Below are 10,922 nucleotides of genomic sequence, written 5' to 3' on the forward strand. Positions count from 1 at the left end.
GTTTTTTGGCTTACAGACTTTTCCTCAACCAGGTTGCCACATCCATTGCGAAATAAGTCAATATCGCATCTGCTCCTGCACGCTTGCAGGATAGCAAGGACTCTATGACGCAAGCCTCTTCATCTAGCCAGCCATTCATTGCAGCTGCCTTGAGCATGGCATATTCACCACTGACCTGGTAAACGAACGTGGGCGCGCCAAATCTTTCCTTTACCCTGCGCACGATGTCAAGATAAGGCAATCCTGGTTTTATCATGACCATATCGGCTCCTTCTTGCAGATCCAGCCCAACTTCCCATAGTGCTTCGTCCGAGTTGGCCGGATCCATTTGGTAAGTATATTTGTTACCGGAGCGCAGATTAGCTGAAGAACCCACTGCGTCACGGAATGGACCATAAAAACTGGAAGCATATTTTGCTGAATAGGCGAGAATGCGAGTATGAATATACTTATTGTTATCCAATGCAGCACGAATGGCAGCAATCCGTCCATCCATCATATCCGAAGGTGCAACGATGTCTGCTCCCGCTTGCGCGTGGACAAGCGCCTGTTGTTCCAGGACCCTAACTGTTTCATCATTCATCACATAACCACTAGCATCAATCAGTCCATCCTGACCATGACTGGTATAAGGATCGAGTGCAATGTCAGTAATAATCCCTAATTCCGGAAAATTCTTTTTCAATTGACTAACCACTTGAGGTACTATCCCCTCAGGATTGAACGCTTCGTCCGCAGTTAAATTCTTTAATGAAGAATCAATGACTGGAAAAATAGCTATCGCGGGAATACCAAGTTGCAAGCACTTTTCAGCCTGAGGCATGAGCAAATCGATACTTAACCGAACAACGCCAGGCATGGATGTTACTTTCTCTTTTCGTTTTTTCCCATCCAGTATAAAGACAGGATAAATCAAATCGTCTGCTCGCAAATGATTTTCTCGCACTAGGCTGCGGGAAAAATCGTCACGACGCAAACGCCGCATTCTTTTTTGTGGAAATTGACTAATAAATGACATGATTAAAATAAAAATATAATTAACTGGGAACTTACTAGGAAATTCTGTCTCTTATGCATAGACGATGTTTTTTTAATCGTCTCTCGCCTTCCCTCCCTGAGGCGGGGCCTTTGGTATAAGGCGATTCCCCCCGGTTTTTTTCCCCTTTAACCGGGGTTTTTTTCGTCTCTCATTCAATATTATCTTGTTGAATCATTGCACTGCCTGATCTGAACCAATCAGTTAAAATCGTAGTTGCTTCTTCAACGCCACTTGCCAGCATGCTAGAAAAAAGTTGTGCCGTACATTGTGGATATCGTTCAGTTAGAAAACAACTGACTTCTTTCAGTACGCAAGCAGCCTGACTGCGACTTAGTTTATCCGATTTGGTTAATAGAATATGCACCGGCTTTTTCGTTAGAGAAAACCATTCTAGCATCTGCAGATCAAGCTTGGTCATAGGGTGACGTATATCCATAATGAGCACCATACCGTACAGCACTTCACGAGTCTGCAAATAAGTGCTGAGTAGATGCTCCCAATGCTGGCGGATTGCTAAAGGCACTTTGGCATAACCATAACCGGGAAGATCAACCAGAAAATTATCATCCCCAACTCGGAAAAAATTAATATGCTGTGTTCGTCCAGGCGTTTTACTTACATAAGCAAGGCGATCACGTTTGGCAAGTGTATTAATTGCACTGGATTTACCAGCATTAGAACGCCCAGCAAAAGCAACTTCCACACCAGACGCCCGAGGTAGATCCCTCAACTGATTGACGGTAGTATAAAAGCTGATATTCTGAAATAAAAACATACACCTATTCTCTACTGAGTTATTCCAGATTTTTCTTGAGCAATTACCTTTAATCCTTCCAGTACCAAATTATCAACAAATATAGGAAGAGGTATCTTAATATGAGGTAGCAATAAAGTAGCACCGCCACCACTGATAATACAGTCTGGCGTATTACGACCCTGGTTAGCTGAAAGTAGTGTATACATATGGTCTATTGCGCCTATCAATGCGTGAATTACTCCGCTGTGAATGGCATCAGAAGTCATTTTGGGAAAATCTTGGAAATGACCTTCGGTTAACGTTAATAATGCAGTCTTATTCACGAGCGCCTGCTTCATTAAATCAAAGCCAGGCAAAATGATTCCACCTAAAAACTCGCCCCTATCAGAAAGCGTATCTACTGTCATTGCAGTACCTACATTGATAACGAGGCAGCCTTGCCGCCTCATTCTCCACGTAGCGATCAAAGCTGCCCAGCGATCGCTACCCAATTGCGCCGGATTTGAGTAATAGTTCCTGACACCACACTGATAAGCAGTAGCCGAAATCCAATATGGTATTACTTTCCAAATAACGAACAAATTTAATAGCGCCGCTTCAGCTAACGGTCCCGCTACATTGGAAACGATAATAGATGATGGCTCCGGCAACTCCCGCCAAATCTGGTTCAGCAATGCGCGTTGATTCTGAGCGATAATTCCCCGCTTATACCAGTCACTACCATTGTGTAGCCCCCACTTGATAGTAGTATTACCAGAGTCTATAGCTAAAAGATAAGGCATAGGCTTTATTTTAGCCTAATTTACGCAGACTGATTTCACCACCATGAAAACTTTGCTCGCCCGTTAAAGTGCTTACCAGCAACGACCCATCCGATGCCACACCACGCGCCATACCTTGTTCTATAAAGCCATTCGGCAAATGTAACTCAATCAGTTTATTCTCAAAGGCATGATAACGTACCCACTCATCTCTAAATGGTGAAAAACCCTGCCGATCAAAAATATTTAATATTACTGCCAGTTCTCTCAGTAAAACAGCCAATAATTTATTGCGATCAGGAATCTCATGAATAATGGCATAGATGTCTGTCGTTTCTTGATCTATCTTATTCTTAATATGCTCAGGCAACCTTAGATTGATCCCGATACCGATCACTGCAGTAGCCGGTCCAAGCATATCACCTTGTAACTCAATTAACACTCCCCCTAGCTTGATAAAATCAAACAGGAGATCGTTTGGCCATTTTAGAGTCACACCATTGATACCGACTGATGCTAATGTTCGAATGATTGCAACACCTACTGCTAAACTCAACCCGGATAGAAAATTGACACCTCGCTGAAACTGCCATGATAATGAGAAAGTCAGACTGTCTCCTAAGCCTGTATGCCATTGCCGACCGCGACGCCCCCGCCCCCCAGTTTGCAGTTCGGCGGCAATGACACGAATTTTCTCATTATGAGTGCCTTTATCCCTCGTAACGCTATACAGTAATAAACTATTAGTAGATTCAGTAGTCTCTAAAATTTCAATATGAAAGATATCTGCTTCCCTAGCGAGATGCGCCTGAATCACAGTTTTGTCTAACCACTGTACAGGATTAAGCCAGTGATAACCACGGCCTCGAATCTTGTGAAGAACCACGCCTAACCTGTCAAGGCCATATAAAGCATTTGAGATACTCGCACGCGACACGCCCAGAATTCGGGAAAGTTCTGTTCCAGAATGGAATTCGCCATCACTTAATTGTCTTAAAATAGCAAATGTAAGCGATTTCACATTCAGATCTGCGTAAGAATTTACGGGTATTTAAAGCGAGAATAGTTTATGACTAAGTATTCAATCTAAAAATTGATTTTACTTTGAATACTTTTAACCATTGGCGTCCCCAAGGGGATTCGAACCCCTGTACTCACCGTGAAAGGGTGATGTCCTAGGCCTCTAGACGATGGGGACCAGAATATAGTAATAACGGCATTGAGAGAAACTGGTGGAGATAAGCGGGATCGAACCGCTGACCTCTTGCATGCCATGCAAGCGCTCTCCCAGCTGAGCTATACCCCCGACTGAAGGAGAGAGGATTATACTGGTGCACTTGATTATTGTAAAGTTGAAGATCAATCTGGGAAGTTAAATATTTGTTGATTTATTCGTTTCAGCGTCTCTGTCTTTCCGAGCAACTCCAATATCGCATCAATTGAAGGTGTTTGTGCTTCACCTGTAACTACTATACGTAAAGGCATGGCTACCTTTGGTAATTTCACATCAAACGTTGCGGCTGCTTTCTTGATTTCATCCTGAATAACCTGACGGCTCCATTCAATAGATGCAAATTTATTGATTAAATAAAGTAATATCGATTTTGCCTCCTGGTTGAAATGCTGTGCTTTGAGCTCACAAGATGGTTCAAGTGGGCGGAAGAAATAAACGGCTGCATCGGCAAGTTCACTAATTGTACTAACCCTTTCTTTAAGCAAATGAATTACTTTCAATAAATATGGCTCATTAGGTATAACACAATCATCTTTCTCAAGAAATGGTGTGATCAGTTCAGCTATATGAAAATCTTCTTCGTTTTTAAGATAGTGTTGATTAAGCCACATCAGTTTTTCCGGATTAAATTTTGCAGGAGAACGATTTATTGTTGCCAAATCAAACCACTCGATCAACTGATCAGTACTGAATATTTCTTCATCACCATGGGACCACCCAAGTCGTGCGAGGTAATTTACAAAAGCCTTGGGTAAATAGCCTTCCTCGCGATAATGGATCACCGAAACTGCCCCATGTCGCTTAGATAGCCTTTCACCATCGGCACCCAATATCATAGGCACATGTGCATACTGGGGTATGGGTGCGTCAAGTGCTTTAAGGATATTAATTTGACGGGGTGTATTGTTGACATGATCATCGCCACGAATGACATGGCTAATGTTCATATCCAGATCATCCACGATAACACCAAAATTGTATGTAGGTATGCCATCACTTCTCAGCAGGACAAGATCATCAAGCTCACTATTGGCCACCACAATTTTGCCTTTGACTAAATCTTCAAAGACCACATGTCCATCCGTGGGATTCTTAAAGCGTATAACCGGCTTGACCCCAACAGGAGGAGCTTGTTTTGCATCACGCCAACGCCCATCATATCTTGGTTTTAGGCCAGTAGCGCGCTGTTGCTCCCGCAGTAAATCCAACTCCTCTTTGCTAGCATAACAGCGATATGCCAAGTTATTTTGCAACAATTGCTCAGCAACTTCATGATAACGCGCCAGTCTCTGCATTTGATAGAAAGGACCTTCATCATAATCAAGTCCTAACCAAGTCATCCCATCAAGTATAGCTTGCACCGATTGTTGAGTTGACCGCTCAAGATCAGTATCCTCAATTCTTAAAATAAATTTACCACCATGTTTGCGTGCAAATGCCCAAGAAAAAAGGGCCGTTCGAGCCCCCCCAATATGAAGATAGCCGGTAGGGCTAGGAGCAAATCGTGTGCGTACCATTATGAAAATGCTATAAGTAATATCAATTAGAAACTGAACAGTCTACGTCATTCTGCAAAGATAGTGTTCTACTTGGAAATATCTTTTAATTTATATTTCCATTATAAAAAGATCTCTTAGTGAATAAGATCTAACGATCCTTTTTATTCTTTTATTTAATCTCACACTATTTGCTATACTGGACAACTTTAAAAAAACTTCAAAAAACTTCAAAAAACATGAGTGAATACCTTTTTACTTCTGAATCTGTTTCCGAAGGACACCCTGATAAGGTAGCAGATCAAATATCTGATGCAGTTCTAGACGCCATATTGAGTCAGGATAAAAATGCACGGGTGGCCTGTGAAACGATGTGCAGCACAGGATTGATTGTCTTATCAGGTGAAATTACAACACATGCCTCAGTCGATTATAACGTGATCGCGCGTGAAACAGTTAAAAAAATAGGTTATACCAGTTCTGACATTGGCTTTGATTGGAACACCTGCGCTGTACTGACAGCATTCAATAAACAATCACCTGACATTGCACAAGGGGTTAATCGCAGTAAAGAAGAGGAAATGGATCAAGGCGCAGGTGATCAAGGATTAATGTTTGGTTTCGCCTGTGATGAAACACCTCAATTAATGCCGATGCCAATTTACTATGCTCATCGTTTGGTAGAAAAACAATCGCTATTAAGAAAGGATGGACGCCTGCCGTGGTTGCGACCTGATGCCAAATCTCAAGTATCCGTCAGATATATCGATGGCAAGCCGCAGCATATAGATACTGTCGTTATATCGACGCAACATGATCCGGATATCTCTCATGCCACCCTGACTGAAGCGGTTATCGAAGAAATTATAAAGCCAGTCCTTCCCAAGGAAATGTTAGGTGGAAATATTCGGTATCTGATTAATCCTACGGGACGTTTTGTGGTTGGCGGACCTATGGGTGATTGCGGCTTAACAGGTCGTAAGATTATTGTAGATACTTATGGTGGTACCGCCCATCATGGAGGAGGTGCTTTCTCTGGCAAAGATCCCTCCAAGGTAGATCGTTCTGCTGCTTATGCGGTACGTTATGTTGCAAAAAATATCGTAGCGGCTGGCCTTGCTGGCAAATGTGAGGTACAGGTTGCTTACGCCATTGGTGTTGCACGCCCCGTTTCTCTGATGGTTGAAACTTTCGGTACCGGGAAGATCCCTGATGAAGAGCTAGCCAAACTAATAGAACGACATTTTGATTTACGCCCAAGAGCAATTATTCATGAGCTTAATCTGTTACGGCCGATTTATGCAAAAACTGCCGCTTATGGGCATTTTGGCCGGGAAGATGCAGATTTTACTTGGGAAGCAACTGATATCGCCGCACAACTTCGCGCTGATGCTGGAATCTGATTGACTCAATTTCTAGAATAGAATCTATTACTTGAAATTATTATTCCCCATTTGCTTAAGTGCAAGCTTGATTTATTCCCATTTACTGAGGAGCGCTGCAACGGTTATTAATCCGTGAGGCTCAGTTCATGCGGCTAACGAAACAACGGCGCTCGTTCATTTTAGGAGAATTTAACTATGAGCGGCCAGTTTACTGATTATAAAGTTGCTGATATTTCCCTGGCAGACTGGGGAAGAAAAGAAATTGCCATTGCAGAAACAGAAATGCCTGGCTTGATGGCATTGCGCCAAGAATATGCAGATCGGCGGCCCTTGGCTGGTGCACGGATAGCGGGCTCACTGCACATGACAATTCAGACAGCAGTATTGATCGAAACACTCGTTACTTTGGGAGCTGAAGTTCGCTGGGCCTCCTGCAATATTTTTTCAACACAAGACCACGCCGCTGCAGCGATTGCTGCAAAAAATACGCCGGTATTTGCCTATAAAGGTGAATCACTAGAAGATTACTGGGAATATGCTCACCGTATTTTCGAATGGTCAGAAAATGGAAAAATAAGCCATGCTAATATGATTCTGGATGATGGCGGTGATGCAACCTTACTCCTGATCCTTGGCAGTAAGGCCGAAAAAGACCCTTCCGCTATTGAAAATCCTACCAATGACGAAGAGCGTGCACTTTTTGCAGCCATCAAATCACGAATTGACAGTCAGCCTAACTGGTATTCTGAAAAGCTTGCCGGTATCAGAGGAGTCACTGAGGAAACGACTACAGGGGTTCATCGGTTATATGAAATGCAAAAAAAGGGAGCTTTACCGTTCCCTGCTTTCAATGTTAATGATTCAGTGACCAAATCAAAATTTGACAACCTTTACGGTTGCCGAGAATCTTTAGTAGATGGTATCAAGCGTGCAACTGATGTCATGATTGCCGGCAAAATTGCAGTGGTATGTGGCTATGGCGATGTGGGCAAGGGCTGCGCACAATCACTGCGTGGTTTGGGTGCGACTGTCTGGATCACTGAAATCGATCCAATCTGTGCGCTGCAGGCGGCTATGGAAGGCTATCGTGTGGTAACCATGGATGATGCCTGCGATAAGGCAGATATTTTTGTTACCGCAACGGGTAATATTCGCGTGATTCACCATGATCATATGCTCAAAATGAAAGATCAGGCGATTATATGCAATATTGGACATTTTGATTCTGAAATAGATATCGCTTCAATTCAGCCATATCAATGGGAAAATATCAAGCCACAAGTAGATCATGTGATTTTCCCAACAGGCCGCCGAATTATTGTGTTAGCTCAGGGCAGGCTGGTAAACCTAGGCTGCGCGACTGGCCATCCCTCATTTGTCATGTCCAGCTCTTTTACGAATCAAGTATTGGCGCAAATCGAGCTCTGGCAAAATGGAGAAAATTACCAGAAAAAAGTTTATGTGCTTCCTAAGCACCTGGATGAAAAAGTAGCGCGCCTCCATCTTGGAAAATTAGGCGTGAAACTCACCGAGTTAACCGACGAACAAGCGCAATACCTTAATCTGGGTAAAAATGGACCTTACAAACCAGAAACATATCGATATTAACGATGTATCAGAAGCAGGGAAGGTTTGAATAGAATAAAAATTCTTGCTTAAGTAATGCTTTCTATATAGGTAGGTAATATTGCTAAGATAGTGAAACCGATTACCTACCCTCACTTTGTAATAACCATAGATACAATAAGTTGAGATCACAAAAAAATTTTTCGCCCACTTTTAGCTTTGAACTTTTTCCTCCACAAACCCCGGAAGGAGTGGAAAAGTTACGAGCTGCACGTCAACAGCTCGCTCAATTCAAGCCAAAATTTTTCTCAGTCACCTTTGGCGCAGGAGGCTCCACCCGCGACCGCACCTTCGAAACAGTACTCGAAATCCTGGCAGAAGGCCATCCTGTTGCGCCCCATCTTTCCTGTATTGGTTCTACTCGCGAAAATATTTACTCAATCCTAAGCAAGTACCAGGAAAACGGTATTCGCCACATCGTTGCCCTGCGGGGAGATTTGCCTTCCGGGATGGCTCAGTCTGGTGAATTCCGTTATGCAAACGAGCTGATTACATTTATTCGCAAAGAGTTTGGCAATACATTCCACATGGAAGTAGCCGCTTATCCCGAATATCATCCACAAGCCCGTTCTGCCCAGGAAGATTTCAGGAATTTTAAAAACAAAATAGAAGCAGGTGCAGATTCAGTCATTACGCAGTTTTTTTATAATGCAGATGCTTATTTTCATTTTGTTGATATGTGCGAGGCTGCCAACCTGAATGTTCCAATTGTTCCTGGTATTATGCCGATCAACAAATTTTCTCAACTGGTTAGATTCGCAGACACTTGCGGTGCTGAGATTCCTCGCTGGATCAGAAAAAAACTGGAAGGATATGGAGATGATATTGCGTCTATCCACGCTTTTGGACTCGATGTGGTCACTGATTTATGCGAGCGGCTGCTTAAAGCGGGTGCACCGGGACTCCATTTTTATACGCTCAACTCTGCTGTTTTGACCACAAAAATCTGGCAGCGGCTTGGCTTATAGATCATATCGCAACTCTTCTCCAGAATATTCCTGATTTACTTATCTATCTACCTATATAGGAGCTAGGAACTGTGGGAAGAAATACAAATACATAGCTGGATAAAAAGTGACTCTGGAATACGCGATGGCAACGTTGTATTGGCATGATTATGAAACTTTCGGTTCTGACCCGAGATGGGACCGGCCAGCCCAGTTTGCTGGCCTAAGAACCGATGAGGCGCTTAATGAACTCGGTGATCCTCTGGTCATTTATTGCAAACCAGCCAAAGATATTTTGCCCCAGCCAGAGGCCTGCTTACTCACTGGAATTACACCTCAAATGGTGGATAAGCAAGGCTTGCCTGAACCAGAATTTATTGCAAAAATTCACACGGAACTGGCACAGCCGGGGACCTGTAGTCTTGGTTACAATACATTGCGCTTCGATGATGAAGTTACGCGTTTTGCCTTATATCGAAATTTCTACGATCCTTATGCCCGCGAATGGCAGCAGGGAAATTCGCGCTGGGATCTCATCGATTTAGTGCGAATGACTTATGCCTTGAGACCAGAGGGCATTATTTGGCCAAGGCATGATGATGGCAAGCCCAGCTTCCGTCTTGAGGATTTGACAGTGGCCAATGGTATCGATCATGGCTCCGCACATGACGCACTATCGGATGTCAAAGCGACCCTCAAGCTGGCGCGCTTGTTACGTGATAAGCAGCCGCGTCTATATAACTGGCTTTTTCAGCTTCGTAATAAGCATAAAGCAGTTTTGTTATTGGATTTGATTGATCACACTCCTGTCATTCATACTTCCCGTATGTATCCCTCAGAAACAGGTTGCACTACTGTGGTGATGCCGGTAGTTCAGGAGCAGGGAAACGGTAACAGTGTTCTAGTTTATGATCTGCGCCACGATCCCGCTCCTTATTTAGAAATGAGTGTCGAGGAGCTCGCAGAATGTCTGTTCACTCCTCAATCAACATTACCTGCAAGCGTGTCGCGCTTACCGGTCAAATCCGTGAAGATCAACAAATGCCCAGCGCTCGCTCCTCAAAATGTTCTTGATACCCCCACTGCATCACGAATTAGTCTCAATATAGAAGCTTGCAATCAACATTGGCAGTTGTTGCATAAAAATACCGCGTTTATGCAGCGTGTCGCGCTAGCCTATTCCAGTAGGGAATTTGAAGCATCCAGAGATGTAGATCTAGCGCTTTATGACAATTTTTTTAGTGAGCACGATCGCCTCCTCATGACAGAAGTGCGTGATGCCTCGCCTTTGCAGCTGGCACACAATCATTTTGATTTCCAGGATAAGCGGTTGCATGAATTGTTATTTCGATACCGTGCGCGCAATTGGCCCGATACCCTCTCCAAAAATGAGTTACCGCAATGGGAAATCCTCCGCCGCCAACATCTTACAGAAAAGAATTCCGGTAATAGCATTACCTTAACTGAATATGCCGAGAAAATTACCCGTTTGCGTAAAACCTATGCAGAGAATGCTCATCTCTTGGAAATATTAGATTCTATTGAGACATGGGGTAGAGAATTAGCTACAGAAAACAACATACCTTGGGATTGATTAGAAATGAAAGAATAATCCTTCAACTCTGGCAAACTCAATCTTCCTCATGTGGTGTCTCACTCTGCATGAAGCTTAAGTTG

9 protein-coding genes, 2 tRNA genes and 1 riboswitch are annotated in these 10,922 nt (G+C 43.4%); of the genes, 4 read left to right on the forward strand and 7 right to left on the reverse strand.

What is annotated here, in order from left to right; all coding sequences use genetic code 11:
* Positions 1 to 10 precede the first annotated feature (10 nt).
* The 7 genes from hemB to gltX form a co-directional block, all read right to left on the reverse strand.
* Positions 11 to 1,018, reverse strand: a complete 1,008-nt coding sequence (gene hemB / locus BLW34_RS05890) for a porphobilinogen synthase (protein ID WP_090576885.1) — start codon at positions 1,016 to 1,018, stop codon at positions 11 to 13.
* Between the two features lie 169 nt (positions 1,019 to 1,187).
* On the reverse strand, positions 1,188 to 1,814 hold the full coding sequence (yihA, locus tag BLW34_RS05895; RefSeq protein WP_090576888.1) for a ribosome biogenesis GTP-binding protein YihA/YsxC: 627 nt from the start codon (positions 1,812 to 1,814) through the stop codon (positions 1,188 to 1,190).
* Between the two features lie 11 nt (positions 1,815 to 1,825).
* Entirely contained in the window at positions 1,826 to 2,578 is a 753-nt protein-coding gene (locus BLW34_RS05900; RefSeq protein ID WP_090576891.1) for a type III pantothenate kinase, read from the reverse strand.
* A 10-nt stretch (positions 2,579 to 2,588) separates the two neighbouring features.
* Positions 2,589 to 3,578 (reverse strand): biotin--[acetyl-CoA-carboxylase] ligase, encoded by a 990-nt coding sequence (locus BLW34_RS05905; RefSeq protein WP_090576894.1) that lies wholly within the window; start codon positions 3,576 to 3,578, stop codon positions 2,589 to 2,591.
* A 101-nt stretch (positions 3,579 to 3,679) separates the two neighbouring features.
* Positions 3,680 to 3,755 (reverse strand) — tRNA-Glu (locus tag BLW34_RS05910).
* Between the two features lie 32 nt (positions 3,756 to 3,787).
* Positions 3,788 to 3,863, reverse strand: a tRNA-Ala gene (locus tag BLW34_RS05915).
* 53 nt (positions 3,864 to 3,916) lie between these two features.
* Positions 3,917 to 5,308 carry a glutamate--tRNA ligase gene (gltX, locus tag BLW34_RS05920; protein WP_090576897.1) on the reverse strand — a complete coding sequence of 464 codons (1,392 nt, stop codon included), beginning with the start codon at positions 5,306 to 5,308 and terminating at the stop codon, positions 3,917 to 3,919.
* Between the two features lie 218 nt (positions 5,309 to 5,526).
* On the opposite strand from gltX, the gene metK reads away from it, so the two are divergent.
* The 4 genes from metK (at position 5,527) to sbcB (ending at position 10,839) form a co-directional block, all read left to right on the forward strand.
* Positions 5,527 to 6,690 (forward strand): methionine adenosyltransferase, encoded by a 1,164-nt coding sequence (metK, locus tag BLW34_RS05925; protein WP_090576900.1) that lies wholly within the window; start codon positions 5,527 to 5,529, stop codon positions 6,688 to 6,690.
* Positions 6,691 to 6,771: 81 nt separating this feature from the next.
* Positions 6,772 to 6,851, forward strand: a riboswitch (S-adenosyl-L-homocysteine riboswitch).
* A gap of 16 nt (positions 6,852 to 6,867) precedes the next feature.
* Positions 6,868 to 8,280, forward strand: coding sequence for an adenosylhomocysteinase (ahcY, locus tag BLW34_RS05930; RefSeq protein ID WP_090576902.1), 1,413 nt, complete (start codon positions 6,868 to 6,870; stop codon positions 8,278 to 8,280).
* Between the two features lie 140 nt (positions 8,281 to 8,420).
* A complete protein-coding gene (metF, locus tag BLW34_RS05935; RefSeq protein ID WP_090576905.1) occupies positions 8,421 to 9,266 on the forward strand; it encodes a methylenetetrahydrofolate reductase [NAD(P)H] in 846 nt (281 codons plus the stop codon).
* 124 nt (positions 9,267 to 9,390) lie between these two features.
* Positions 9,391 to 10,839, forward strand: a complete 1,449-nt coding sequence (gene sbcB, locus BLW34_RS05940) for an exodeoxyribonuclease I (RefSeq protein ID WP_090576907.1) — start codon at positions 9,391 to 9,393, stop codon at positions 10,837 to 10,839.
* Positions 10,840 to 10,922: the final 83 nt, after the last annotated feature.

It is taken from the genome of Nitrosomonas sp. Nm58 (assembly GCF_900107335.1).
Lineage (GTDB): Bacteria > Pseudomonadota > Gammaproteobacteria > Burkholderiales > Nitrosomonadaceae > Nitrosomonas.